The 26499-nt window shown below is 72.8% G+C and carries 21 protein-coding genes; 9 read left to right on the forward strand and 12 right to left on the reverse strand.

Translation table 11 applies throughout. The annotated features are described in order from the left end of the window. Positions 1-72: 72 nt before the first annotated feature. Both eccD and eccB read left to right on the forward strand, forming a co-directional pair. Positions 73-1482 (forward strand): type VII secretion integral membrane protein EccD, encoded by a 1410-nt coding sequence (gene eccD / locus BM290_RS06245; protein WP_093610885.1) that lies wholly within the window; start codon positions 73-75, stop codon positions 1480-1482. A 7-nt stretch (positions 1483-1489) separates the two neighbouring features. Beyond that, complete coding sequence (gene eccB, locus BM290_RS06250) at positions 1490-2851, forward strand: type VII secretion protein EccB (RefSeq protein ID WP_093610887.1); 1362 nt, start codon at positions 1490-1492, stop codon at positions 2849-2851. Positions 2852-4270: 1419 nt separating this feature from the next. On the opposite strand, the gene glnA is transcribed toward eccB, so the two are convergent. Further along, positions 4271-5695 carry a type I glutamate--ammonia ligase gene (glnA, locus tag BM290_RS06255; protein ID WP_093610889.1) on the reverse strand — a complete coding sequence of 475 codons (1425 nt, stop codon included), beginning with the start codon at positions 5693-5695 and terminating at the stop codon, positions 4271-4273. 190 nt (positions 5696-5885) lie between these two features. Between glnA and BM290_RS06260 the strand changes: the two genes are divergently transcribed. Beyond that, entirely contained in the window at positions 5886-6260 is a 375-nt protein-coding gene (locus BM290_RS06260; RefSeq protein WP_093610891.1) for an RDD family protein, read from the forward strand. Here BM290_RS06260 and BM290_RS06265 read toward each other — a convergent pair. Further along, positions 6246-8447: a WXG100 family type VII secretion target gene (locus BM290_RS06265; protein WP_093610893.1), complete on the reverse strand. Its 2202-nt coding sequence runs from the start codon at positions 8445-8447 to the stop codon at positions 6246-6248. The genes BM290_RS06260 and BM290_RS06265 overlap by 15 nt on opposite strands. 4 nt (positions 8448-8451) lie before the next feature. Next, entirely contained in the window at positions 8452-9432 is a 981-nt protein-coding gene (locus BM290_RS06270; RefSeq protein ID WP_093610895.1) for a hypothetical protein, read from the reverse strand. A 219-nt stretch (positions 9433-9651) separates the two neighbouring features. Here BM290_RS06270 and BM290_RS06275 point away from each other — a divergent pair, with 219 nt between their 5' ends. The 3 genes from BM290_RS06275 to BM290_RS06285 all read left to right on the forward strand — a co-directional run bounded on the left by BM290_RS06275 (position 9652) and on the right by BM290_RS06285 (position 11718). Then, complete coding sequence (locus BM290_RS06275; protein WP_093610897.1) at positions 9652-9993, forward strand: WXG100 family type VII secretion target; 342 nt, start codon at positions 9652-9654, stop codon at positions 9991-9993. 23 nt (positions 9994-10016) lie between these two features. After that, positions 10017-10301 (forward strand): WXG100 family type VII secretion target, encoded by a 285-nt coding sequence (locus BM290_RS06280; RefSeq protein WP_093610899.1) that lies wholly within the window; start codon positions 10017-10019, stop codon positions 10299-10301. Positions 10302-10443: 142 nt separating this feature from the next. Then, positions 10444-11718, forward strand: a complete 1275-nt coding sequence (locus tag BM290_RS06285; RefSeq protein ID WP_093610901.1) for a S8 family serine peptidase — start codon at positions 10444-10446, stop codon at positions 11716-11718. 109 nt (positions 11719-11827) lie between these two features. On the opposite strand, the gene BM290_RS06290 is transcribed toward BM290_RS06285, so the two are convergent. After that, positions 11828-12280, reverse strand: coding sequence for a hypothetical protein (locus tag BM290_RS06290; protein ID WP_093610903.1), 453 nt, complete (start codon positions 12278-12280; stop codon positions 11828-11830). Positions 12281-12467: 187 nt separating this feature from the next. Next, a complete protein-coding gene (locus BM290_RS48130; RefSeq protein ID WP_177319596.1) occupies positions 12468-13109 on the reverse strand; it encodes an ElyC/SanA/YdcF family protein in 642 nt (213 codons plus the stop codon). Between the two features lie 103 nt (positions 13110-13212). On the opposite strand from BM290_RS48130, the gene BM290_RS06300 reads away from it, so the two are divergent. Further along, positions 13213-16311 carry an ATP-binding protein gene (locus BM290_RS06300; protein ID WP_093610905.1) on the forward strand — a complete coding sequence of 1033 codons (3099 nt, stop codon included), beginning with the start codon at positions 13213-13215 and terminating at the stop codon, positions 16309-16311. On the opposite strand, the gene BM290_RS06305 is transcribed toward BM290_RS06300, so the two are convergent. Genes BM290_RS06305 through BM290_RS06325 form a run of 5 tightly spaced genes read right to left on the reverse strand, consistent with a single transcriptional unit; the run spans position 16237 to position 21524 of the window. Further along, a complete protein-coding gene (locus tag BM290_RS06305; protein ID WP_093610907.1) occupies positions 16237-16998 on the reverse strand; it encodes an ABC transporter permease in 762 nt (253 codons plus the stop codon). The two genes, BM290_RS06300 and BM290_RS06305, sit on opposite strands and share 75 nt — an antisense overlap. After that, positions 16995-17960: an ATP-binding cassette domain-containing protein gene (locus BM290_RS06310; protein ID WP_239143408.1), complete on the reverse strand. Its 966-nt coding sequence runs from the start codon at positions 17958-17960 to the stop codon at positions 16995-16997. Before BM290_RS06310 ends, BM290_RS06305 begins: the two co-directional genes overlap by 4 nt. A 37-nt stretch (positions 17961-17997) precedes the next feature. Then, positions 17998-20106: an esterase-like activity of phytase family protein gene (locus BM290_RS06315; protein WP_093610909.1), complete on the reverse strand. Its 2109-nt coding sequence runs from the start codon at positions 20104-20106 to the stop codon at positions 17998-18000. 9 nt (positions 20107-20115) lie between these two features. Continuing rightward, the gene (locus BM290_RS06320) at positions 20116-21267 is read right to left on the reverse strand and encodes a glycosyltransferase 87 family protein (protein ID WP_093610911.1); all 1152 of its coding nucleotides are present in this window, start codon (positions 21265-21267) and stop codon (positions 20116-20118) included. Positions 21268-21320: 53 nt separating this feature from the next. Further along, positions 21321-21524 carry a hypothetical protein gene (locus tag BM290_RS06325; RefSeq protein WP_093610913.1) on the reverse strand — a complete coding sequence of 68 codons (204 nt, stop codon included), beginning with the start codon at positions 21522-21524 and terminating at the stop codon, positions 21321-21323. A gap of 67 nt (positions 21525-21591) precedes the next feature. On the opposite strand from BM290_RS06325, the gene BM290_RS06330 reads away from it, so the two are divergent. Beyond that, positions 21592-22032: a MarR family winged helix-turn-helix transcriptional regulator gene (locus BM290_RS06330; protein ID WP_093610915.1), complete on the forward strand. Its 441-nt coding sequence runs from the start codon at positions 21592-21594 to the stop codon at positions 22030-22032. 55 nt (positions 22033-22087) lie between these two features. Continuing rightward, on the forward strand, positions 22088-22720 hold the full coding sequence (locus BM290_RS06335; RefSeq protein ID WP_093610917.1) for a hypothetical protein: 633 nt from the start codon (positions 22088-22090) through the stop codon (positions 22718-22720). Positions 22721-22738: 18 nt separating this feature from the next. On the opposite strand, the gene BM290_RS06340 is transcribed toward BM290_RS06335, so the two are convergent. Then, positions 22739-25693, reverse strand: a complete 2955-nt coding sequence (locus BM290_RS06340; RefSeq protein WP_093610919.1) for a bifunctional [glutamine synthetase] adenylyltransferase/[glutamine synthetase]-adenylyl-L-tyrosine phosphorylase — start codon at positions 25691-25693, stop codon at positions 22739-22741. After that, complete coding sequence (locus BM290_RS06345) at positions 25693-26478, reverse strand: type 1 glutamine amidotransferase (RefSeq protein WP_093610921.1); 786 nt, start codon at positions 26476-26478, stop codon at positions 25693-25695. The genes BM290_RS06340 and BM290_RS06345 overlap by 1 nt, the downstream gene beginning before the upstream one ends. Positions 26479-26499 lie beyond the last annotated feature (21 nt).

The raw sequence follows: 26499 nt of genomic DNA on the forward strand, positions 1-26499 counted from the left end.
GGGCTCCCCGTAGGTGACGTAGCGACGTCATCCTATCCGTGATCGGCCCCGGATCCTGCTACGTTGTCCACTGTGAGCGCACCCGCAGCGAGCGGGCCCTCGCTGGCCCGGGTGACCATCGCGGCGCCGACCCGCCGTCTCGATCTCGCGCTGCCCGACAACATGCTCGTCGCCGAGCTGCTGCCCCACCTGCTGCGGCACGCCGAGGGCGCCCTGGGCGAGCCGTCCGAGCGGTATGGCGGCTGGGTGCTCCGCCGGGCCACCGGCACCACTCTGGAGCCCGGCCGCAACCTCGCCTCGCAGGGCGTGCGCGACGGCGAGCTGCTGCATCTCGACCCGGCCCGGGAGGACTGGCCGGAGCTGGCGTACGACGACGTGGTCGAGGTGATCGCCGGCGGCTCCCGGCGCGCCGGGCGGACGTGGAGTCCCGCCGCCACCCGGCGCTGCGGCCTCGCTGTGACCGCCGGCGCGCTGCTGCTCGGCCTGGCCGGGCTGGCCGGGACCGGCCCCGGCTGGGTGGTTCCCGGGGTGATCGCCCTGATCGTCTCGCCGGCCTGCGCGGTCCTCGGCATCCTGCTGTCCCGGGCGTTCAAGGACGCGAGCGCCGGCGGGGTGGTCGCCGCCGCCGGCTTGCCCTACGCGTTCTTCGGCGGCGCCTGGCTGCTCACCGAGCCGGGCGGGGGCTTCCTCGCGGTCGGCGCGCCCGGCCTGGTCCTCGGCTCGTCGGCGTTGCTGGTGATCAGCGTGGTCGGTCATGCCGGGGTGGCCGGGCTGACCCGGCTCTTCGTGGCCGGCATCGCGGCCGCCCTGACCGGCCTGCTCGCCGCCACGCTGGCGTTCGCCGGGGTGCCCGCCGAGGGCGCCGCCGCGGTGGCGCTGACCGCGGCGATCGGGCTGCTCCCGGCCTATCCGGTGCTGGCCGGCTGGATCGGCCGGCTACCTTTCCCCGACCTGCCGAGCCGGGCCGAGGACATCCTGAAAGACCAGCAGATGCCCCGCCGGGCGGACGTGTTCGCGGCCGTGGTGCGGGCGTCCGAGGTGCTGACCGGGTTCATCCTGTCCGCGGCGCTGTGCAGCATCGTGGTGATGACCTGGCTGGCCCTGTCCGGCCCGGACACCGCCGCCGTGCTGCTGATGGTCGCGGCGATCGCCGCCCTGCTGCTGCGGGCCCGTCTCCTGCCCACCCCGCAGCAGCGGGTGCCGCTGCTGACCGCGGGCCTGCTCGGCCTGGCCGGCCTCGGTGTCGGCCCGGTCGTCACCGGCGCCGTCTCCGGGGTGGTCCTGGTGGCGCTGGCCGCGCTGGTCACCGCGGTGGCGCTGCCGTCGGCGCTGATCTACAGCCGCCGGCCGCCGTCGCCCTACCTGGGCCGGGCCGGCGACATCCTGGACATCGTCGCGATCATGGCGCTGATCCCGCTGGCCTGCGCGGTGGCCGGTGTCTTCGACGGCGTCCGGGGCCTGTTCGCCTCGTTCGGCGGGTAAGCCGCCGATGATCTCCCGCCGCGACCAGCTGCAGTCGTACCAGTTCATGAACCAGCGGGTGATCTCGGCGTTCGTGATGCGCGAGACCGATCCGGCCCAGTCGCCGCTGCGCCGCGGCATCGGCGCCCTGTTCGGCGGTCTGATGGTGGCGGTCCTGGTCGCCGCCGGGTTCGGCATCTACGGCCTGCTCACCCGCACCGGGGCCGACCAGTGGCAGCAGGAGGGCGCGGTCGTCGTCGAACGCGAGACCGGCGCCAGCTTCGTCTACCTGCGCAACCGCCTCAACCCGGCGCTCAACTTCACGTCGGCGAAACTCGCGGCCGGCCGCCCCGACCCACCGGTCTTCCGGATCGCCGCGAAATCCCTGGCCGGCACTCCACGCGGGGTGACCATCGGGATCGCCGGCGCCCCCGCCTCGCTGCCCGACGCCGCCCGCCAGGCCGGCCTGCCGTGGGCGATGTGCGCCGTGCCCGGCGACCGTCCGGCGTCGATCCTGCTGGTCGGCGCCACCGGCCCGGCCGCCACCGCCCTCGGCGACCGCGCTCTGCTGGTCACCGACACCACCGCCACCCACCTGATCTGGCAGGGCCGCAAACACCTCATCCCGGAACGCGCCACAGTGGTCGCCCTGTTCGGCAACCAGTCCCCCGTCCGCATCGGCACCGCCTGGCTCAACGCGCTGCCGTCCGGCGCCGACATCGCCCCGCTGACCGTCCGTGGCCTGGGCGACCCGTCCGGCGCCGCTCCCGGCTTCGACATCGGCGACATCCTGGTCACCGACACCGGCAGCGGCCGCCAGTTCAACCTGATCCTCGACGACGGCCGGTCCCCGATCACCGCCGTGCAACAGGTGGTCCTCAGCGCCTCCCCGGACTTCGGCGAACCCCGCAAGATCGCCGTCGCCCAGCTCGCCGACATCCCCGAGAGCCGCGCCCGCAACGACGGCGACACCGGCGTCCGCGGCCCCGACCAGGTCCCCCGCCTCGCCACGATCGCCGGCGACGAGTCCGCGTGCGCCATCACCCGGGACGCCGCCAAGCCGCCGGAGCTGACCGTCGGAGGCCCCGCCACGGCCTACGACACCGCCATCCCCACCACCGGAACCACCGGCGCCGGCCGCCCCCTCGCCGACCGCATCCAGGTCGGCGGCGGCCGGTTCACGCTCGTCCGCGTACCCGGCTCGGGAAGCTTCACCCTGGTCACCGACGTGGGCCTACGCCACCCCATCCCCAACGAGGACGCCCTGGCCCGCCTCGGCTACACCCCGGCCCTGGCCGCCGACATCCCCACCGCCTTGATCAACTCCATCCCCCCGGGCGTCACCCTCGACCCGGCGGCAGCGGCCCTCCCGGCCGCCCTTCCGGATTAGACCCTTCATCCGGTACGCCGCACACCTCCCCCACCGCACCTGCGCCGTCCCGCCCGTCCCCGCGCGACGCAGGCCGCCCCGCCCGACCGGCTCCGCGCCCGCCGGCGGCGATCCCGCCCCACCGTCCGGCCTCCACCGGCGTCCCACACCTCCCGAGACACCGCGGATGTCCACCCGGTCCTCAGCGCTGCCCGCACTTCCGGTGGGGTCCGGCTGGCAACCCGTGCTGACGGTTCGGTGAGCGACACCGCAGGGGCGTTTCCCGCACGGCACAGGCCGCCGAGCGACACCGCATGGCGCCACCGGCCACGACCGCTCGGCGAGCGGCACGGCATGGACGCCTCCGGCACGGAAAGAGCCAGCGAGCGGCACGGCATGGCGCCACCGGCCGCGACCGCTCGGCGAGCGGCACGGCATGGACGCCTCCGGCACGGAAAGAGCCCACGAGCGACACAGCATGCACGCCCCCGGCACGGAAAGAGCCCGCCAGCGACACAGCATGCACGCCACCGGCACAGGAAGAGCCCGCCAGCGACACAGCATGCACGCCACCGGCACAGGAAGAGCCCGCCAGCGGCACAACATGCACGCCTCCGGCACGGAAAGAGCCCGCGAGCGGCACGGCATGGACGCCTCCGGGCGGTTTCAGCGTGCCTGCCGTGCCGCCGGCGCTTGGAACCGCTGAGCTGATCCGCGGGTCACCCGAGGAAAGGAGGTGTTCATCGGACACCGAGCGCCCCGGGAGACCATGGAGATGTGACCGCTCAGGCGGGGCGCTCTCACCTGGGCCGCCAGGGAATCCGACCGGGACATCAGGAGGGGCACCGAAACCACCACTCCACGGACCGGAGCGCTCCGGTCTGGCTCGCACCGGACAGAGCAGGATGACCTTACCGGCCGGGACCCCCGTCGGGCACTCGTTGCCTCCAGAGCGGCAGAGGCGCCTGGTCACCGGAATACCTGTGCAGCGACCTGAGGCCTACTACCGATGGACACGCCAGGTGGACACCAAGTTGGAGGTGTCCTACCTCGCTGGCCGCACGACCGAGAGTCTCGGGTAGGACTTCGAACGGCAGCGCCGCCTTGTGGGCAAGGACTTGCCGCGGGGGGCGAGAGACTCCAGATGATCCCACCCGGGTTGACGCCGACCGGAGGCGGCATCGACCGGTTTGTCGAGCCGGTGTTTCGGGGTGCCGACGGCAGTGACGCTCGACGAGTACCTGCACGAGCGGCCCGGACCGTACTCGACCCCACGTTCCGAACCGCACGCGGTTGCCGGGCGAGGATGCGCGGGGCGGACGCGAAACGGCGGCCACGTCGGCTGGGAGCCGAGCATGACCGCCGTTCCTCAAGTTGTGCCCGCGATGTTCCCAAGATCAGAGCGGCGAGTGAACCCGCTGGTCACGACCTTGGAGGGGGTCACACGTTGTAGTACATCTCGAACTCGTGCGGGGTCGGGCGCAGCCGGACCGGGTCGATCTCGTTGGTGCGCTTGTAGTCGATCCACGTGGAGATCAGGTCGTCGGTGAAGACGCCACCGGCGGTGAGGAACTCGTGGTCGGACTCGAGCGAGTTGAGCACGGCGTCGAGCGAACCCGGCACCTGCTTGACGCTGCCCCACTCCTCCGGCGGCAGGTCGTACAGGTCCTTGTCGATCGGGGCCGGCGGCTCGATCTTGTTCTTGATGCCGTCGAGGCCGGCCATCAGCTGGGCCGAGAACGACAGGTACGGGTTGGACGACGGGTCCGGCACGCGGAACTCGACGCGCTTGGCCTTCGGGTTGCTGCCGGTGACCGGGATACGGGTGCAGGCGGAGCGGTTGCGCTGCGAGTAGACCAGGTTGACCGGGGCCTCGTAGCCGGGCACGAGACGCCGGTACGAGTTGACGGTCGGGTTGGTGAACGCGAGCAGCGACGGCGCGTGGTGCAGCAGGCCACCGATGTACCAGCGGGCGGTGTCGGACAGGCCGGCGTAGCCGGTCTCGTCGTAGAACAGCGGCTCGCCGTTCAGCCAGAGGCTCTGGTGGGTGTGCATGCCGGAGCCGTTGTCACCGAAGAGCGGCTTCGGCATGAACGTCGCGGTCTTGCGGTGCTCCCACGCGGTGTTCTTGATGATGTACTTGAACAGCTGCATCTGGTCGCCGGCGTGCAGCAGGGTCGAGAACTTGTAGTTGATCTCGGCCTGGCCGGCGGTGCCGACCTCGTGGTGCGACCGCTCGACGGTGAAGCCGGTGTCGACGAGGCGGCGGACCATGGCGTCACGCAGGTCGCTGTAGTGGTCGACCGGGGAGACCGGGAAGTACCCACCCTTGTAGGCGGTCTTGTAACCGCGGTTGCCGCCCTCTTCCTCGCGGCCGGTGTTCCAGGCGCCCTCGATCGAGTCGATGTAGTAGAAGGCCTGGTGGGCGGAGGTCTCGTGGCGGATCGAGTCGAAGATGTAGAACTCGGCCTCGGCGCCGAAGTAGGCGGTGTCGGCGATGCCGCTGGACGCCAGGTAGGCCTCGGCCTTCTTGGCCACGTTCCGCGGGTCACGCGAGTACGCCTCGCGGGTGAACGGGTCGTGGATGAAGAAGTTCAGGGCGAGCGTCTTCTGGATCCGGAACGGGTCGATGAAGGCGGTCGCGACGTCCGGCAGCAGCAGCATGTCGGACTCGTGGATGGCCTGGAAGCCGCGGATCGAGGACCCGTCGAAGGCGAGGCCGTCGGTGGCGACACTGTCGTCGAACGACTCGACCGGGATGTTGAAGTGCTGCATCACACCCGGGAGGTCACAGAAACGTACGTCGACGAACTTGACGTCCTCGTCTTTGAGGTATCGCAGGAGTTCCTCGGGATTGGCGAACACACGTCCTCCTGGCACAGTTTTCCGATACCGGGCGGCATGAGCCGCCACCTGGCAGGGCTGGTCGCGACGTTATGGGTCCGGAGTTGCCCCGGCGTATCCCTATTGTTTCCGCCGTGTTACGTAGTGCGAAGAGCAGGCACGGCGAGAGCGCGAGCGGCTCACCGGACCATATCGCGTACCCTGGCCAGCCGTGGCTGCTTTGAACGAGGCTGCCGGGCTCGGCCCGCGGCTCGGCGCGCTCGTGATCGACTGGGTCCTCTGTCTGCTGATCGCGGGTCTCTACGCCACTCCGGCCGAGAAGGCGTGGCCGGCGCCGCTTCTCCTGGTTCTGGCCAACACCTTTTTCCTCGGTCTGTTCGGGCAGACGCCCGGCATGCGACTGTTCCGGGTCCGTTGTGTCTCCTATGCGGACGGCGGCGTGATCGGTCTCGCCCGTGGGCTGCTGCGCGCGGCGCTGCTCGGCCTCCTGGTTCCGGCGATCATCCTGAACAGCGAGGGCCGGGGCCTGCACGACCGCGCGGCCGGCTCGATGGTGGTGTCGGCTCCCCGCTCACCGGCCCCGTAACGCGCGACCGATGTCCTCCTCCGGGTGGTCGTCGTCGCGCCGGGTGATCACACCGCCGCCGGGTGTCCGTACCCCGAATGGTTGATCGTTGTCCGCCGGATCACCGCCACCGCGCCGTTTGCCCAGCTCGGGGACGACGTCTCCGGTCCCGGTGGCGGCACGGCTGCGCAGACCCCACGGGCCGCCGTCCGGGCGGGCGCGTTCCGGCGCGTCGATGACCCCCTCGGCGGCCCGCTTGCGCGCTTCCTCGGCGCCGAACATGTCCGACCAGGCGGTCGTCCCGCGGTTCGCACGCTGCGGGCGCCAGGGCGGGGGCGCGGCCGGTGAGGTGGGCCGGTTCAGGACCGGCGGCGCGGTGCCGCCGGGCCGCTGCGCGGTGGCGGGGGTCCGGGTCTCCGCGGCGCTTCCGGGTCGCATCCCACGACCTTCCACCGGATTCTTCAGTACGGGCGGAGCCGCCGGAGTGGACGGCGGACCGAATGTGTTCGTCCCCGGCGCACGAACCGGTCGCCCTGGGGAAGGCGCTGTGGACGGCGCTGTGGACGGCGCTGCGGAGCGGCCGGTGGACGGAGGCGGCGGGGCGCTGCCGGTGGCGGGCCGTGCCGGCCGGCCGTTCGGCGTCTGCGGTATCGGAGTGGTCGCGCCGGGCCCGGCACGCCGATCGCCGGGCCGTCCGTTGACCGGCGGCGGCGTGACACCGGGCGTGAGGCGACCGGGCCGTCCGTTGACCGGCGGGGGCGTGACACCGGGCGTGAGGCGACCGGGCCGCCCGGCCACCGGCGGCGGCGCGACACCGGGCGTGGTGCGACCGGGCCGCCCGGCCACCGGCGGCGGCGTGACAGCGGGCGTGAGGCGTCCCGGCCGTCCGCTCGCCGGGGGCGGGGTGGCGCCCGGGGTGGTCCGGGTGGGGCGCTGCCCGCCGGGCCGTCCGGTGGGCGCCGGGACGGCCGCCGGGCCGGTGCGCCGGATCTCCCGGCCGCCACCGGGAGGCATCGCGGACGCGGCCGGACCCGACGGCCGCCGGATCGTGCGCCCGGGCGGCAGTCCGCCGGGCGGGATGACGGTCGGCCGGCCACCGGGCCGCCCGATCTGCGGGGGAAGACCGGGCCGCACCCCACCCGGCACGATCACCGACGGGCCGCCGTTGCCCGGCGGAAGAGTCGCCGGAGGCAGCGTTCCCGGCACCGGCAGCGGCTGCGCTCCGGGCGGCAGCGTCACCGGCGGCGGAACGACACCGGGCGGCAGGACACCACCGGGCTGCGGCAACGCGACGCCGGGCGGCAGGGATCCGGGCGGCGTCACACCGGGCGGCAGAGATCCCGGGGGTACGACACCAGGCGCCGGAGGTGACACACCCGGAGGCAGCAGCCCCTGCGGCGGGTTCGGGCCGGGCAGCCCGGTCCCCGGCGGCGTGTTCCCCACCGGCTGCACGGGAGGCGCCGGGACGAACTGCCCCGGACCACCGAGCCCGGGCGGCCCGGCGGGCTGGCTGAGCACCGCGTTCAGGGGCTGCACCGGCGGGCCGGAGCCGTTGGACAGCACCGCGATGTAGTCGAAGAACTGGTCGCCGTAGTGCTGGGCCAGCCGCTGCGCCTCGATCCGGTACCGGTCGCGGATCTTCGCCTGCTCCTCGGAGACGAACTCCTGCGCCGCGGCGTCCCAGCCCTGGCCCTCGGTCACCCAGGCCTCGAGGTTCTCCAGGAAGCTGACGTCGGTCGCGCCCTGCAGCTCCCGCTGGTAATCGGTCTCCAGCCGGGCCATCGCGTACCGCGCCTCGGTGGTGACGTTGACCAGGTGCCGAAGCGCGGTGACGTTCTGCTGGGCGGCGTCCATCCACACGTCCAGGTAGGCGAGCGTCTCGCCCGGCCCCATCCGGAGGAACGCGTCCCGGGCGGCCGGCGACTGCCACGACTCGTCCCGGAGCACGTCGCTCTGCTTGATCAGGAAGTCGCGGACGTCGGCGAGGAACGCCCACGCGTTCTGCCACTGGTCGGCGAGCGCCGCCATCTCCTCCGGGTGCATGTTCCGGATCCGTACCGAGATCTGCTCGACGGTGTCCGGGTTGCCCGGTCCGGGCGGCGCCGTGAACGGCAGCGCCGACGGCGGGTAGCTGCCGTAGTGCGTCTGCCCGCTGTAGGGGCTGTACCCGTAGTTCGGGTCGGCGGTGAATCCGTAGTGGCCGGCCATCGTCTCAGCCGATCGCCCGGTGCCGGGCGCCGCTGGTGGCGATGCCGGTCACGATCCGGTTCTTCTCCACGAGCTCGCCCTTCTCGTTGCGTTCGGACACGACCTGAACCTGCTCGCGGGTCGCCGGGTCGGTGCTCTCGACCGTCCGGTGCACGGTTTCGCCGTTGCCGTCGCGCACCTCGGTGCTCTGCCCGACGACCCGGTCCCCGTCGAACTCGGTACGGGTCTCGGTCGTCCCGGCCGGCTTGCCGTCCGCCCCGAAGCTCTCCCGCACGGTGATCTCGGCGCCGCCGTCGACCCGGGTCGACGTGCGGGTGGTCACCGACGACACCGTCTCCCCGTTGCTGCCGAAGATCGTGGTGGTGACCGTGGTCGCCCCGCCCGGCGGCGTGAACGTCATGACCTCCCGGCGCTCCCCGTTCGGTCCGGTCGCGGTCTGCATCGTCTGGTAGGCGGAGAGCGGCGTGTCCGCGGTGACCGTCCAGTCGCGGCTGTCCGCGGCCGGGGGCAGCGTGGCCAGCGCCGACTGCTGGTCACGGTAGGTGGCGCCGACACCCGCGGGCAGCCCGTCCGGGCGCGGGGCGTTCGGGTCGCCGTACGCGAAGAGAACGTCGTTGAGGGAGGCCGCGCTGACCGCGTCGCCGGCGCCGTAGCTGTCCGCGACCGTGCGGGCGGCGCTGCCGATGTTGCCCACCGACTCGGCCAGCTTCTGCAGGTAGACGGTCAGCTCACCGGCGTTGGCGACGAGCCGGGCCCGGACCGCGTCCGCCTCGCCCAGCACCTCGCCGGTGAACGCCTGCTCGGGGATCTCGCCGAGCGGCCGCAGATACGCCGCGCGGGACGCGATGTCGGCCTGCTGGCTCGCCAGGGAGGACGCGTACGCCCGGAGTCCGTCCAGGTCCACGTCGACCGCCGGGCCACCGGCCAGCCACGGCGTGCTCGCGTTCTTCGCGGTCTGCTCCGCGTAGGGATTGTCTGCCGCCATCACGCCCTCCCCGTCGATATGTCACCGCAATTGATCAATTGATTCCGGCGACGCTGGAGAGTACGCCCGAACCTCCGATCAGGTTCGACGAGATTCTTTTGAAAAAGCTCGAACCGGGTCCGGACCGGTGGCGTACGGAGAGGCATAACCCACTGGCGGACCGAACCGGAACGCCGGACACGAGAACCGGGGAGAGAGATCGTGGCAGGAACGCCGGGCATGGGTCAGGTCCATGCCACTCAGGAACAGCTCAACACGATGGCGATGCGGTGCTCCGACACCGGCCAGAACATCTCGCGGGGCATGACCCAGCTGCTCGGCCAGATCCAGGGACTCAGCGGCGGCGCCTTCGCCGGTACCGCGAACAACGCCCTTCAGGACGTCTCGGCGCAGCTCAACGATGGCCTCAACAAGATCATGCAGGCGCTGGACGAACTCGGCGGCAAGATGTCGGCCGCCTCGCAGACGTACGGCGTCAACGACGACGAGGCCGCGCAGGCCATCCGCGGAGCCGCCGCCGGCGGTGCCGACAGCGCCGTTCTCAGTGCCCTTCGCGGCTGACCCGGAATCGGAGATCCCAGACCATGAACATCACCTACAACTTCGGACAGATCGCCGACACCTCGGCCTCCATCAACAGCTTCCAGGGCCAGATGGACCAGCAGCTCAACGACCTGTACACGGCGTTCACGCAGCTCTTCGCCCAGGACTGGACCGGCGCGGCCGGCACCGCCTGCGACGAGGCCCGGCAGAAGTGGAACCAGGGCGCCACCGAGATCAAGCAGGCCCTGGCCAGCGTCGGCGTCAAGCTCGGCGCCTCGGCCGAGCGGATGCAGCAGGTGGACGCGCAGATCGCCGCCAACATGTGACCATTCCACACCCTTCCGATCGGCCGCCGGAATTCGCCCGGCGGCCGATCCTCGTCGATCTCCACAGTCATTCCGGGCCGATTTCAGAAGGCGCGAGAGAACGGCACTTCAATGCCCACGCCGATGACGGAGGATTCGTGACATGAAATCCGCGGCGCCCCTTCGGCTTTCGATCATCGCCACGTTCTCCGCAGTCGCCGCGCTGCTTCTCACCGCCACCCCCGCCCTCCCCGCGCCTCTCCTCGCCGCGCCGGGGCAGAACTGTGCTCAGCCCGGGCGGGATCGGGTCAGCGGGTCGTGGGCGCGGGTCATGTTGCAGGCCGACGCGGTCCGGGCGCTGGAGGACGGCGGCGGCACCCGGGTCGCGGTGCTCTCCACCGGTGTCGACCGGGGGCAGCCGCAGCTCGACGACCGGGTCCTCGCCGGCGCCGACACCGTCGACAACGCGGGCGGCGCCGACCAGGACTGCACCGGGACCGGCACCCAGGTGGCCGGGGTCGTCAGCGGCCGCCCGGACGGCGGTGACGGTGACGCCGCGGGGCTCTCCCCGGGCGCGACGATCCTGCCGGTGCGAGTGATGCCCGACGACCCGGCCGGCTCCGAGCCCACCCCCGGCACCCTGGCCCGGGGCATCCTCACCGCGGTTCAGGCCGACGCCGACGTGGTGGTCGTGGCCGCGCCCCTCTACCAGGACGATCCCGCCCTGGAGTCGGCCGTCGAGACCGCCCTGGCGCAGGACGTCGTCATCGTGGCGGCGGCCGGTGACCGGGGCTCCCGTGACGACGGCAACCCGGACCCGTACCCCGCCTCCTATCCCGGCGTCCTCGGCGTCGGCGCCATCGACCAGAACGGCCGGATCGCGCCCGGATCCCAGTTCGGGAAGTACGTCGATCTGGTCGCCCCCGGAGTCGCGGTGCCCACGCTGCAGACCGGCCGGGGTGTGGTCGAGGCCGGCGGCACCGCGATCGCCGCCGGATTCGCCGGCGCGGCGGCCGCCCTGCTCCGGGCCCGTGACCCCGGCCTGTCCCCCGCCGAGGTGACCCGCCGCCTGATCGCGACCGCGAGTCCCGCCCCCACCGGTCCGGCCTTCGGCGCGGGGGTGGTCAGCCCGTACGCCGCCCTGACCGCCCGCCTGGTCGACACGGACGCCCGCGACCTGCCCGCCCTCGAACCGGCCGCGATCCCCGACGACACCGCCGAGACACGCCGCCGGTCGATCGCCGTCACCGCCGCCGTGATCACCGCCGCGCTGGTCACCGCCTTGCTGCTGGTCGCCGCCGCGATCCGCCGCCGCACGTGGCGCCCCGGCCTCCCGCCGCGCCTGCACGCCCCGCCGGAACCCGTGGAGCCCGGCCCGCCGATCATGCTCCTCGACACCCCACCGGCCACCCGCCCCAGCGCGGCGTCCCGTCCGTAGCGGCCGGTGAGGCGCCGGTTTCCGGGTGCCCCGCGGGACCGGCGCGGCCGGGCGCAGCGGACGTGACCGGATCGCCGGCGGCCCGGCCGCGCGGCGGATCCGAGGCGGCTCAGGCCTCCGGCGTGTGCCGGCCGGTGCCCTGGTGGACGAGCGGGGTGGGACGGCCGATCAGGGCCGGGTTGCCGACCGGCCGGACCGCGCCGCCGTCGCGGGTGTAGCGCTGGGCCAGCAGCAGGCCGTGCTCCTGCCCGAGCTCGTAGCCCTCGACGAAGACGGCCTCGCTGCGTTCGCCCTGGTGGGTGTAGTAGCCGTCCCAGGCCAGGGCCACGCAGGTCACCCCGGCGTCGACGGTCTGCAGGGCGGCTCGGGCCGCGTCCTGGCACTCCTGCAGGTTGGAGCCGTCGCCGGAGACATATCGGGTGAGCCCTCGGCCGGCGGCGCCGTCGGAGAACACGAACGGCGTGAAGCCACCCGGGGAGATGCCGGCGTTCTCCACCGCGTAGTCGAGGGCCGCGAAGATCAGATCCTCACTGGCCCGGCTGATGTCGTCGAAGGCGCCCATCCGCGCGATTGTTCCAGGCGACCGCGACGGCCGGCCAGAGACCGAGGCCCGGCGGGAAATAGCCGCGAGGTCACCTCGACGAGCCTCAGCGCCACCTCGGCGCCCGGTGGCAGCGGGCACGAGGACGGCCGAAGCGCGTCGTGCGGCCGAAGGCCGGTGCGGTCGTCCCGCCGGCGGTGACGAGACGTCAGTGGTACGAGCGTTTGCCGAGAACTGCGGCCAGCTGCCAGAGGCGTTCGGATCGGCGGGTGGCGGACAGGATGGCGGCGGCCGGGTCGGCGGGCAGGGCGGCGGCGACGAGACGGCTGATCGGGGCGGCCAGCGGGTTCTCCCGGGGTGGGCCGCCGGGGACGACGACGCCCAGGTAGGGGCGGCGCAGTGTGCGCGGGGCGATGACCGTGAGGATGCGGCGCAGGTGGCCGCGATGGGAGACGACGGCGACCGGGCGGTCGTCGCCGAAGTGGCCCTCGTGTTCGGCGCGGAGCAGGTTGGTGACGGTGTCGACGGAGTGCCGTTCGACGCGGAGGACTGCCGGGTCGGCGCCGGCGGACAGCAGCCAGGCGTGCATGAGGTCGGCCTCCGGAACGCCCTGAAACGTCTCCCCGGCCGTGTGGACGACGGCGCCCTTGCGGTCGGCGGGCGATTTGTAACCGGCGCAGACGATGACTCCGGGCAGCGACGCGTGCAGCGCGAGAGCGGTGCGGCATCGGCCGGCGCCGCCCGGGGTGAGCCCGGAGCCGTCCTCGTTGCGGCCGTGGCCCGGCACCAGGACGTGGGCGACCCGGTCGAGTGTCAGCCCCGGTGTCCCGGGCAGCACCTCGAACTCCACAAGATCAGTCTGCCAGGGCGGCCCGTGACGGGGCGCGGCCGCACGCGCGGGGCGGGGGTGGCGGGCTACCTCCGGGACCCCTGTGGACGGCAGAATCGGGCGGGTGGAGATCGGGGTGCTCGGGCCGGTGGGGGTTCGGGACGGGGACGGGGTGCTCCGGCCGGTGGCGGGGGCGCGGCTGCGTACCCTCGTGGTGTTGCTCGCCCTGGATGTGAACCGGGAGGTGACCGCGGACCGGCTGGTCGACGGCGTCTGGGGGGACGCGCCACCCGCGGCCGCGGCGAACGCGTTGCAGGCGCTTGTCTCCCGGTTGCGCCGGGCGGTGCCGGGCCTCGCGGTGGCGGCCACGCCGACCGGATATCGGCTGGTCGCCGATCCGGAGACGGTGGACGCGCACCGGTTCGCCCGGCTGGTGGCGCGGGATCCGGCGGGGGCTCTGGCGCTGTGGCGTGGTGAGCTGGAGTTTCCGGAGGTGGCGCGGCCGGAGGCGGTGCGGCTGGAGGGTCTGCGGCTGGCCGCTGAGCGGGCCCGGCTTGCCGGGGAGTCGTCCCGGCGGGACGTGGTTCCGGAGCTGGAGGCGCTGGTGGCGGCGCATCCGCTGGACGAGCCGCTGGCGGCGCTGCTGATCCGGGCGTTGCGGGCGGCCGGCAACCCGGGACGGGCGCTGGAGGTCTTCGACCAGATCCGGCGGCGGCTCGCCGACCAGCTGGGGGTGGACCCGTCGGCGGAGCTGGCCGGGTTGCATCTGGAGCTGTTGCGCGAGGCGGAGGCGCCGGAGGGCAATCTGCCGGCCGAGGTCAGCAGTTTCGTCGGCCGGGCGGCCGACGTGCGCGCGGTGCGTGACCTGCTCGGTGAGCACCGGCTGGTCACCCTGACCGGTCCGGGCGGCAGCGGCAAGACGCGGCTGTCGGTCGAGGTGGGCGGGTCGGTCGCGGGTGCGGTGTGGCGGGTGGAGCTGGCGCCGGTACGGGACCCGGCCGAGCTGCCGCAGACGATCCTCTCGGTGCTGCGCCTGGGTGGTCCGGCTCTGCGCCGGGTGGAGCCGGCCTCGCCGCTGGCCCGGCTGCGGGACGCGCTGGCCGGCCGGGACATGCTGCTGATCCTGGACAACTGTGAGCATCTGATCGAGGCGGCCGCCGAGGTGGCCGACGTGCTGCTGCGGGCCGCGCCCGGGCTGCGGCTGCTGGCGACGAGCCGGGAGCCGCTGGGCATCGCGGGTGAGCGCCTGTTCCCGGTGGAGCCGCTGGCCCTGCCGCCGATCGGCGCCGATCCGGTGGCGGCGGCCGCGTCCCCGGCGGTCCAGCTGCTCCTCGACCGGACGTCCGGTTTCACGTTGACGGGCGACAACACCGAGGCGGTGGTACGGATCTGCCGCGCCCTGGACGGCATGCCGCTGGCCATCGAGCTGGCCGCGGCCCGCTTGCGCACCCTGCCGGTGGCGGTGCTCGCGGACCGGCTGGCCGACCGGTTCCGGCTGCTGACCGGCGGGAGCCGTACCGCGCTGCCCCGGCATCGGACGTTGCGGGCGGTCGTCGACTGGAGCTGGGACCTGCTCTCCGAGGCGGAGCGCCGGGTGTGGCGGCGGCTGGCGATGCTGCCGGGCGGGGCGGACCTGACGGCGGTGGAGCGGGTCTGTGGCCCCGATCTGGATCCGCCGGCCGCCCTGGTCGACAAGTCGCTGCTGGTGCTGGGCCCGGACGGGCGGTACCGGATGCTGGAGACGATCCGTGAGTACGGGCTGGAGCGGCTGGCGGAGGCGGGCGAGACGGAGGCGGTACGGCGTACCCTCATCGCGCATCTGATCGATCTCGCCCGGGCGGCCGAGCCGCATCTGCGCCGTGCCGACCAGTTGGAGTGGCTGGGTCGTCTCAGCGCCGAGCACGACAACCTGCACGCGGCGGTCCGCGACGCGATCGCCGCCGGTGACCGGGCGAACGCGGCGACCCTGGTGGCGAACCTGGGCTGGTACTGGTGGCTGAACGGGCACCGCACCGAGGGCTCGCGGCTGTGCGGTGAGGTGATCGCCCTGTCCGGGCCGGCCGACCAGGCGGAGCTGGCGCTGGTGCACGTCTTCGCGGCGCTCAACGGTGTCGAGGGGCCGATGGAGTTCGACGACGTGAAGGTCGCGTTCCGGGAGGCCGAGCGGCTGGCCGTCGGGGTGCAGGACCGGCATCCGGCGTTGCGCCTGCTGAGCCCGCTCGCGTCGATCTACTCGCAGGATCCGGAGGACGCGAAGTACGGCGGGGCGGAGGCGCTCGCCGACGATCCGGATCCGTGGCTGCGGGCCATGTCGCGGATGCTCATCGGCCAGGTACGGCTCAACCTCGGGGAGCCCGCGGCGCCGGCCGAGGCGGATCTTCGCGAGGCGCTCAGCGGGTTCCGCCGGATCGGCGATCGCTGGGGCATCGGCTACACGCTCAGCTCGCTGGCCGACCTGACGGCGGCGCGCGGTGACTTCGCGCGGGCGCTGGTCTGGCAGCGGGAGGCGCTGGCGCTGCTGGAGGAGGTGGGCATGCGTGAGGACCTGCCGCAGCTGTCGGTGAAGATGGCTCATCAGATGTGGTTGAACGGTGAGCCGGAGGAGGCGCACCGGATGATGAAACGGGCCCGGGAGTACGCCCACGAGGTCGGCATTCCCGAGGTGATGGCGTCGGTGCACCACTGTCACGCGGTGATCGCGCTGGCCGAGGGTGATCTGGGGCTGGCCCAGGAGCACAACGAGACGGCCGTCCGGCTGATCGAGCATTCGATGTTCGCGCCGCAGTTCCGGGCCATGGCGCAGAGCACGCAGGCGCTGATCTACGGGGCCGCCGGCAATCTGGCGCTGGCCCGGGAGTCGCACCGGACGGCGGTCCGGATCGCGGTGGACTCGAACGACTCGCCGGTGATCGCGCAGGCGCTGGCCGGGGTGGCGGATCTGGCGCTGCGGGAGGGCGATCCGAGGCGGGCGGCCTATCTGCTGGGTGCGGCCGATTCGGTGCGCGGCTCCGAGGACCGGACCGTTGAGCAGGCCGAACGGACCTTCCGCGAAGCCCGCGCCGCACTGGGCGACGCGGGCTTCGAGGCGGCGTACCGGCAGGGTGACGGGGTCACCATGGCGACCGCGCTGACGGCGGCCGGTCTGGAGTCAGATCCGCCGGCGGAAGGCCCGGACCGACAGCGGGGCGAAGATCACCAGGAAGCCGGCCGCCCACAGCAGTGACTGCGTGACCGGCCCGGCGACCGGCCCACCGCTGAGCAGGCCGCGGGCCGCGTCGGCGAGGATGCTGGTCGGGTTGACGTCGGCGAACGAGCGCAGCCAGCCCGGCATGGTGTCCGGGTCGACGAACGCGCCGCTGGCGAACGTGATCGGGAAGAGCAGCACGAACCCGAAGATCTGCACCTTCTCCGGTTCGCTGACCAGCATCGCCACCAGCACCGACATCCAGGACACGGCGAACGCGAAGCCGAGCAGCAGCGCGAAGGTGGCGAGCACCTCGGCCGGGCCGGTCTCGATCCGGAAGCCGAGGACGATGCCGAGGACGAGCAGCAGCGCGATCGCCCAGGCCTGCTTGATCACGTCGGCGACGATCCGGCCGGCCAGCGGGGAGAACCTGGCGATCGGCAGCGACCGGAGCCGGTCGAAGACGCCCTTGCTGATGTCGGTGTTCAGGCCGACCCCGGTGTTGAGGGTGGCGAAGAGCAGGTTCTGCACGATGATGCCGGGCAGCGCGTAGGTCAGGTACTCCCCCGGCGAGTCCGCGATGGCGCCGCCGAACACGTACGTGAACAGCAGCAGGAACATGATCGGCTGGACGCTGAAGTCGAACAGCTCGAACGGGTTGTGCTTGATCTGCACCAGGGTCCGCCAGGCAAGCGTGGCGGTGTTGCGCAGCGCCATGGTGGTCATGCGCGGCCTCCGGTCAGGGTGAGGAAGACCTCGTCGAGGCTGGGGCTGCGCAGGGCCAGCTCGGCCACCGACAGCCCGTGCTCGTCCAGGTCGCGAACGAGTTTGGCGAGTGCGCCGGGGTCGCTGACCGGGGCGGTGACGACCTCACCGGCCACGTCGACCGGCCCGGTGGCGACCCGGGCGACCGCCTCACGGACCCGGTCGAGCTCGTCGCCGAAGGCCGGGCGGACGGTAACGGTCTGCGCCCCGGTACGGGCTTTGAGCTGGGCCGGGGTGCCGGTGGCGATGACCCGGCCGTGGTCGATCACCACGATCTCGCCGGCGAGCTGGTCGGCCTCGTCCAGGTACTGCGTGGTCAGCAGCACCGTGGTGCCGTCGGCGACCAGGCGCCGGACGATGTCCCACACCTCGTTGCGGCTGCGCGGGTCGAGGCCGGTGGTCGGCTCGTCCAGGTAGAGCAGCCGAGGGTCGCCGACCAGGCTGGCGGCCAGGTCGAGGCGGCGGCGCATGCCACCGGAGTACTTCCCGGCGGCCCGGTTCGCGGCGTCCGTGAGGTCGAAGCGTTCCAGCAGCTCAGCGGCGCGGGCACGGGCGGCCCGGCGGGACAGGCCGAGCAGCCGGCCGATCATGAGGAGGTTCTCGGTGCCGTTCAGGGTCTCGTCGACCGAGGCGTACTGGCCGGTCAGCCCGATCAGCTCGCGGACCTGGTGCGGCTGCCTGACGACGTCGAAGCCGCCCACTTCGGCATGCCCGGCGTCCGGGCGGATCAGGGTGGCCAGCACCCGGACGGCGGTGGTCTTCCCGGCCCCGTTCGGCCCCAGCAGACCGAGAACCGTGCCCGGGCGCACGGCCAGGTCGACGCCGTCCAGGGCGGTGGTGTCGCCGAAGCGTTTCACCAGCCCTTCGGCGTGGATCGCATAGGTGGTGTCCATGCCGGACACGATCGCCGGAGGTGCTGACATGGCGCTGATGCGGCGATCGGCGCCATGTCAGGTCACGTCAGAGCAGCCGGCCCAGGTCGAGGAAGACCGTCTCGCCGGTGCTGTCGTCGAGCCCGTCGTTGTCGGTGACCGCGTAGGTGCGGCCGTTCCCGGCGACGGCGAGGCCCTCGACCTTGTCCTGCACCCAGCCGCCGTCCGCCTTCAGCAGCGGCAGCAGGTCCTTGACCAGCCTCTTCGTCACGGTCGGGGTGCCGGTCCAGGTCGCGGGCACGTCGAACGTGTAGATGCGCTTGATCGCGGCGAGGGTGCCGCGCTGGTTGTCGCGCTCGATCACGGCGAACGTGTTCGCGTCGACGGCGACCAGCTCGGACAGGCCGACCCAGCCGGTGGGCGCGACCTCGAGCGGGTAGAGCAGCCAGGACCAGGTCTTGGTGGCCGTGTCGTAGCGGCCGATGCGGGCGACGTTCGCCGGGTCGCCCTTGATCGGGCGCTGGACGGCCACCCACACGGTGGTGCCCACCTCGGCGATGCCCTCCAGGCCGTTGCTGGTGACAGCGGCCGCCACGTCGGCGGGCAGGGGGATCTCCTCCTGCACGCGGGCACGCGCGTCCAGGCGTACCAGAGTATTGGTGCCCTCGACGGCCAGCCAGTAACCGCCTGCCTTGCGCACGACGAGTCCCTCGACGTCGTAGCCCACCGGCTCTCCGCCCTTGGTGACGGTCAGCTCGCTGTCGATGATCCCTCCGCTGCCGAGGCCGAGGATCCGGGTCGGCGAGTAGACGGCATCGGTGACGGTGGCGAGCCGGTCCCGGCGGCCGGGAACCGCCGAGAGAGCGGAGAGCGCACCCCACGGGATGTCGTGCTTCGCAACGAGCTGCCCGGTGCGCGGCGTGCCGAAGCCGTAGACCTGGACGGTGCCGCGGATGCCGATCGAGGGGTCCTCCTCCTCGGAGGAGACGACCACCAGGTTGCGCGACGGGACCGCGACGACGCCCTCGGGGCCGTTCGTGGTCGGCAGGAGCTGCCGGAACCTCGGTTTCACCGGGTTCGACACGTCGTAGACGGCGGTGAAGTTGCCGCGCTCGGAGTTGACGAAGACGTAGGGGGTTCCGCCGAGCCGGGCGAACGCCACGTTCTCCGCCTCGATGCCCTTGGCGTCGGAGCGCTTGTCCGGGTACTGGCCGTGGGCGACGGCGATGTGCTCCAGGCTGTTGCCGGCGTCCCAGACGACCTTGCCGGTCTTCTTGCTGAAGATCGACCAGCCGCGGGAGCCGCCCTCGTAGTCGCCCTCGTTGGCGGTGGCGAACAGGTCGTCGGTGATCCACGCGACGCCGTCCGGCTCACGCTTGGCGGTGATCGTCCCGGTCAGCTCGATCTTGTCGTCGTCAAGGGTGTCGACGTCGCCGACCGTGACCGAACCGGCGTCGATGCTCCTGACGATCCGGCCGGTCCGCAGGTCGACCACGACGAGGTGGTTGTTCTCCTGCAGGGAGACGACGGCCTCGTCGCGGGAGTTGACGCTGACGTACTCCGGCTCCGGATCGGTCGGGGCGATCTTCGTCAAACCGGTCAGGTCGACGCGCGAGACCTTCCACGTACGGGTGTCGATCACGGCGAGCCAGCCGGCCGGGGCCTGCGGTATCGCGCCGTCGTCGACGTCCTCGTCACGCTCGTTCTCGATGGCGACGGCGATGTAGCGGCCGCTCGGGGCGACGGCCACCGAGTCCGGCTGACCGCCGAGGTCGATCTCCCGCTGCACGGCGCGGGACTTCGCGTCGATCACGACGAGCTTGCCGGACGGTTCGGTGAAGCTGGTCCGGGTGTTCACGCCGGCGAGCAGCAGGCGGCCCAGGTGGGCGACCGAGGTGGGCTCGCCGCCGACGGCGAGGGTGCCGGCCGGCTTCGGCGCGGACGGGTCGGTGATGTCGACGAAGCCCAGGCGCTTGCCGGGGCTGTCGGTGTAGACCACCGTGCGGCCGTCCTCGGTGACGGTCGAGATCTCGGCCGCCGCGGTGTCGTCGATCGACGAGTTCAGGTAGGCCGGGAACGTGGCGAGCCGGCGGAATTCTTCGGAGCGGCCGTGCGCGGCCGCCGCGGTGGGCACGGCGCCCACCGCGGCCACGGCCACGACGGAGACAACCGCCGAGGTGGTACGGCGTAGAGGCATGCGCTCTGCCTACGCGATGATCTTGACCTTCGCATGGACTTCAGACGAACGAGTGATGCCCACAGGTGTCCAGAGCAGCAGAGCCAGCCCGAACCAGACATAAACGTTGGCGCCCAGCAGCTCCATCGGCGGGATCGGCGGTTTCTCCCAGAGCCACGTGATGTGCGAGGTCATCAGCAGGTACGCCGCCGCGCCGAGGGCGAACCGCACCCGGTCGGAGTCGAAGAGGAACAGGCACCGCACCAGCGCCGGGATCACCCACACCCAGTGGTGGATCCAGGTGACCGGGCTGAGCAGGCAGCCCACGATGCCGGTCAGCGCCAGCCCGCCGACCACGTCGTGCGGGGCCCGCGCCACCCGCCACACCCACACCGCCAGGGTCACCAGCACGCAGGCCAGCCACACCTTCGACTCGATCGTCTCGATCTGCAGCCGGGCCAGGAAGCCCCGCTCGGACTGGTTGGACACGATCCGGAGCACACCGACCCGGTTGGTGTCCCACAGCGCCGACGTCCAGAACTCGCGGGACTCGTCCGGGAAGATCGCCCCGGCCAGCAGGGTGACGCCGGTGGCCGTGCCGACCGCGGTGCCCAGGGCCCGCCAGCGCCGGGTGACCAGCAGGTAGAGGATGAAGACGCCGGGCGTGAGCTTGATCGCGGTGGCCAGGCCGATGCCGACACCCGCCCATTTCCGGCCCTTGTCCAGGCCGAGGATCATGTCGCCGGCGACCAAGGCCAGCAGCAGCGTGTTGACCTGGCCGAAACTGATCGTCTCGCGGACCGGCTCGAACGCCAGGGCCAGGCAGAAGCCGATCGCGACGGCGAACGTGACCGGCCAGCCGCGGCGCTCGATCTCCGGGCCGGCGAGCCACCACACGAGCAGGCCGGTGGTGATCACCGTCCCGACCGTGGCCAGGATCATCACCATCAACAGCGGCAACACCGCCATCGGCCACATCACCATGCCCGCGAAGGGCGGGTAGGTGAAACCGTACGGCGTGCCGGGACGGAGGAAGTCGTAGACCATGCCGCCGTCGCGGAACCAGTAGACGATCGCCCCGTGGTAGACCCGGGAGTCGAAGTACGAGTTCCGGTACACCGCGAGAACGACGAGGCCCACCGCGATCGACGCCAGGCCGATGACCATCGCTTTTCGCTTCATGCGGCTCTTTCCACGCCGCCGACCCTATCGTGGCGGATCACCCCGCCCCGCGGTCACTGCCGGGCGGCCCGCTCCGCACGCTTACGCTCCCGCTGCTCACGGGTGTATCGCTTGCGATTTTCCAGGTCACGCTTCCACTGCTCGCGGGCGTAGTGGTCGGCCCCGTGGACGGCGCCCTTGGTCTGCGCCGGGCCGATCATCGAGCGGAAGAACCAGTCGTCGAACGTCCGGTGGAACCAGGCCTTGAACCTCGACACGACGCCTCCCGAAAAACCGTTGGTGGACAAACTATTTGTACACCAACTGTTGGTAGGCTGACCACCGATGAGTGATCCGGTCGACGACCCCCTGGCGCTGGAGCAGCAGGTCTGCTTCGCCCTCTCGGTGGCAGCCCGCGGTGTCGTGGCGATCTACCGCCCCCTGCTCGAGCCGATGGGCCTGACTCACCCGCAGTATCTGGTGATGCTCGCCCTGTGGCAGCATGCCCCGCTCTCCGTGCGCCGCCTCAGCGAGCTGCTGCAACTCGACCCGGGCACGCTCTCGCCGCTGCTCAAGCGCCTGGAGGCGATCGGCTACCTGCGCCGCGAGCGCGACCCGGCCGACGAGCGCAGCCTCGCCATCACGCTGACCGAGCGGGGCCGCGCGCTGCGGGCCGACGCCGAGCGGATCCCGCCGGCCGTGGTCGAGCGGCTCGGCATGCCGATCGAGGAGCTTCGCCGCGTGCACGAGGCGCTCACCCGGGTGATAGCCGCCGCGACCGGGTGACCCGGCGCCGCATCCATCCGTCACCGTCGTTGAGCACGACGGGAGGACGAGCCGGATGCGGACCTGCGTCGACTGCGGTGAGCGCCACAGCGGTGTGCCCCGCGGGTGCCGGGCGTGCCCGTCCGGCAGCCGGATCCTGCCCGCTCTGCCGATCGCCGTCCTCGTCGGCTCGCTCGCGCTCGCCGCGGTGGTCGGCGGCCCGCGCCTGATCGGCGCCGAGCGGCCGCGCGCCGAGCAGCCGGTCCGCCGCGACGCCGCGCCGGCCCTGGAGAACCTCCCGGCGAACCTGGTCACCGTGGATCCACGGGTCACCCACCCGCGCACAGTCGCCGTGGTGGCCATGCTCGACACCTACTTCCACGGCATCAACCAGCGCGACTACCGGGCCGTCGCCACCGTCCTCGACCCGGCCGGCGACGTGGATCCGGGCGTGCCCGGCGAGCTGGAGGCGTTCGCCGAGGGCACGTCGACCAGCCTCGACTCGGACATCGTGCTGGTCGGGCTGACCGATGCGGCGTACGGACGGCTCCGCGCCGAGGTCAGCTTCCGCAGCGAGCAGAAGGCCGGGCACGGGCCACCGGGACGCCCCCGCGAGACGTGCACGCTGTGGCAGGTCACCTACCTGCTCACGGTGCACGGCGACGGGTACCGGATGCTGCGGGGCGACGGCCTCGACCAGCCGTGCTGATCGGCTCTCCCCCGCGGGTCAGCTCTCCAGCACCCGCTCCATCGCGGCCCGCGACCGCCGGGTCACGCGCAGGTACCGGTCCACGAACTCACCCGGGTCACCGCCGTCCAGCAGGAGCACCACGCCCGCCAGCTCGACCCCGTGCCGGGGCAGCTGGTCGGTCGGCCGGCCCCGGACCAGCGTGAGGGCGTTGCGCACCCGCGCGGCGAGCGTCCACCCGGCGGCCATCTCGGCCGCGTCCGCCTCGGCGATCAGCCCCGCCTCCGCCGCCGCGGCGAGCGCCTCCGTCGTACGGGTCTTGCACAGCTCCGGGACGGCGTGCGCGTGCCGCAGCTGGGTGACCTGCACCGCCCACTCGACGTCGGCCAGACCGCCCCGGCCCAGCTTGGTGTGCGTGTTCGGGTCGGCCCCGCGGGGCAGCCGCTCGGTCTCCACCCGGGCCTTGATCCGCCGGATCTCGACCACCTGCTCACGGGTGAGCCCGCCGGCCGGATATCGGACGCCGTCGGCCAGCTCCTCGAACCGCCGGCCCAGATCGTCGTCGCCACACACGAACCGGGCCCGCAGCAGGGCCTGCGCCTCCCACACCTTCGACCAGCGCTCGTAATACTGCCGGTAGGCCTGCAGGCTGCGCACCAGCGGACCCTGCCGGCCCTCCGGTCGCAGGTCGGCGTCGACGCCGAGCGCCGGATCCGGGGCGGGCGCATTGAGCAGGCGGCGCATCTCCTCGGCGATCGCGTGCGCGGCCGCGCTGGCCTCACCCTCCGGGATGCCGGGCGGCGGCTCGTAGACGAAGAGCACGTCGGCGTCGGACGGATAGCTCATCTCGTAGCTGCCGAGCCGGCCCATCCCGATCACCGCGAACCGCAGGCCCTCCGGGGCGGGCTTGACGCGCCGGGCGATCCGCAACGCCGCGTTCAGCGTCGCGTCGGTCACGCCGGACAGCGCCGTGCCCACGTCGTCGACATCGAGCGGCCGGTCCGGGGCCAGATCGCCGCCCTGGCTCAGGATGTCGGCGCAGGCCACCCGGAACAGCTCCCGGCGGCGCAGCGCCCGGACCGCGGCGATCGCCTTCACCGGGTCGGTGTGCCGGTCGCCGGCCGCGGCGAACCCGTCCCGCAGCGACTCCCGGGGCCGCGGTTGCAACTCGGCGTCCTCGGCCAGCAGGCGCAACGCCTCCGGGTCGCGGGTGAGCAGGTCGGTCGCGTACCGGGACAGGCTCAGCACCCGGGCCAGCCGGCGGGCCACCGGGCCGGCGTCACGCAGCAGCCTCAGATACCACGGCGTGCTGCCCAGCTTGTCCGACACCTGGCGGTAGTTGAGCAGGCCACGGTCCGGTTCCGGGGCGTCGGCGAAATCCTGCAGCAGCATCGGCAGCAGGGTCCGCTGGATCGCCGACGTACGGGTCACGCCACCGGTCAGCGCCTCCAGATGACGCAGCGCGCCGGCCGGGTCGGCGAACCCGAGGATCTCCAGCCGCTTACGGGCCGACTCCGGGGTCATCCGCAGCTCCTCGGCCGGCACCCGGGCGACCGCCTCCAGCAGCGGGCGGTAGAGCAGCTTGACGTGCAGGCGGCGGACGTTGGCGGCGTGGCCCACCCAGTCCGAGCGGAACGACTCGACGGCGTCCCGGCCGGGCAGGGCGGTGTAGCCGAGAGCCGCCGCGAGCCAGCGCAGCCCGTCCGGGTCGTCGGGGACGGTGTGCGTACGTTTGAGCTGTTGCAGTTGCAGCCGGTGCTCGACGCCGCGCAGGAAACGGTAACCACGCAGCAGCGTCTCGCCGTCCTCGCGGCCGACGTAGCCGCCGGTGACCAAGGCGCGCAGCGCCGGGAGCGTCCCGCCGCGGCGCAGCGTCTCGTCGACCCGGCCGTGCACGAGCTGGAGCAGCTGCACCGCGAACTCGATGTCGCGCAGGCCGCCTGGACCGCGTTTGATCTCGCGGTCCAGCTCCCTCTTCGGCACGTTGTCGATGATCTTGCGGCGCATGTCCCGGACGTCGGCGACCGCCTCGGGCCGCTCGGCGGCGTGCCAGACCAGCGGGGCCAGATCGGCGATCCACTCCTGCGCCAGCGCCAGGTCGCCGGCCGCCGGACGGGCCTTGAGCAGCGCCTGGAACTCCCACGTCCGCGCCCACCGGCGGTAGTAGGCCTGGTGGCTGGCGAGCGTGCGGACCAGCGGGCCCCGGCTGCCCTCCGGCCGCAACGCGGCGTCCACCGGCCAGGCCACCTGGCCGCAGATCTCGATCAGCCGCGCCGCGACGGTGGTGCCGGCCTGCAGGTCCTCGTCGCCGGCGGCCACGAAGATCACGTCGACGTCGGAGACGTAGTTGAGCTCGTTGCCGCCGCACTTGCCCATCGCGACGACCGCGAGGCGCGGCTCCGGGGTCGCCGCCGGCAGGCCGGCGACGGCGATCGCGTAGGCGGCGGCCAGGGTCTCGTCGGCCAGCCGGGACAGGGCCTCCATCGTCGGTTCCAGACCGCGGCCCGCCGTCAGGTCGGCGGCGGCGATGCGCAGGAGCGAGATGCGGTACGCCGTCCGCAGCGCCGGCACCGTCAGCTGATCGAAATCGGCCAGCCCGCCGTCAGCCTCCGGGGGCAGGCCGCTCCTCCCGGTCGCCAGCGTCCGCCAGTGCTCCGGATGGGCCACCAGGTGGTCGCCGAGCGCCGACGACGCCCCCAGCACCGCGATCAGGCGTCGTCGCAGCCCTTGGTCGGCGGCGAGCGCGCCGATCAGCTCCTCCCCCGCTTTCGCCCCGCCCCGGTCCGCGGCCTCGACGATCCGGTGCAGCTGGCGCAGCGCCAGATTGGGGTCGGCCGCCCTGGAGAGCGCCTCCAGCAGCCCGGCCGCCCGCTCGTCGACCGGGGCCTGCGCCTCGGTGTCCCACAGCCGCAGACCGCCCGGCCCGAGCAGGTCGGTCGCCCGGGCGCCGTTGTCGGCGAACCCGTACCGGGCGAGGCGGGCAGGTCTGGTCATCACTGCCCCAGCAGTGGCAGGGTCCGGCCGGTCCCGGGGTTCGGTATGTCGGCGTCGGCGAGTGTGCCCTGGGCCAGCGCGGCGAACCGGACGGCGAACGGCTGCCACACCTCCTCCACGTCGGCGAGCGCCGCGCCGGCGGCGGCCACCACGGCGTCGGCGTCGTAGCCCAGCTCGGCCAGGCCGTCACCGTCCGACCGCGCCCAGTCGGCGATCATCTCGGCGTCGCACTCGATGTGGAACTGCAGGCCCCACGCGCGGTCACCGATCCGGAAGGCCTGGTGCGGGTAGCGGCTGGAGGCGGCCAGCAGGACCGCGCCGGCCGGCAGCTCGGTGATCTCGTCGCGGTGCCACTGGAGCACGTCGGGCAGCAGCGGCACCCACTTGAACAGCGGGTCGTCGTCGGCGGCGTCACGCTTGGCGACCAGGCCGGGGCCGATCTCCGGCCCGGCGGTGCTGCGCGCGACTGCGCCGCCGTGCGCCCGGGCCAGCAACTGCCCGCCCAGGCAGACGCCGAGGGTCGGCACCCGGAAGCGGACCGCCTTGCGCAGCAGCCCCTCCAGCGCCGGGAACCAGGGGGCGCCGGGCACACCCGCGGCGTCCGGGAACGCGCTCTGATCACCGCCCAGCACGATCAGCGCCAGATAGCCGTCCAGGCTGTCCGGCAGCTCGTCACCGGCGTGCGGCCGCAGCACGGTCAGCTCCAGCCCACCCTCGGCCAGCCAGTCCCCGAGCCGGCGGAGGTCGTCGCTCGGGTCGTTCTCGATCACTAGTGCGGTGCCCACACGACGAGGCTAACGCCTGCT

It is taken from the genome of Actinoplanes philippinensis (genome assembly GCF_900113015.1).
Lineage (GTDB): Bacteria > Actinomycetota > Actinomycetes > Mycobacteriales > Micromonosporaceae > Actinoplanes > Actinoplanes philippinensis.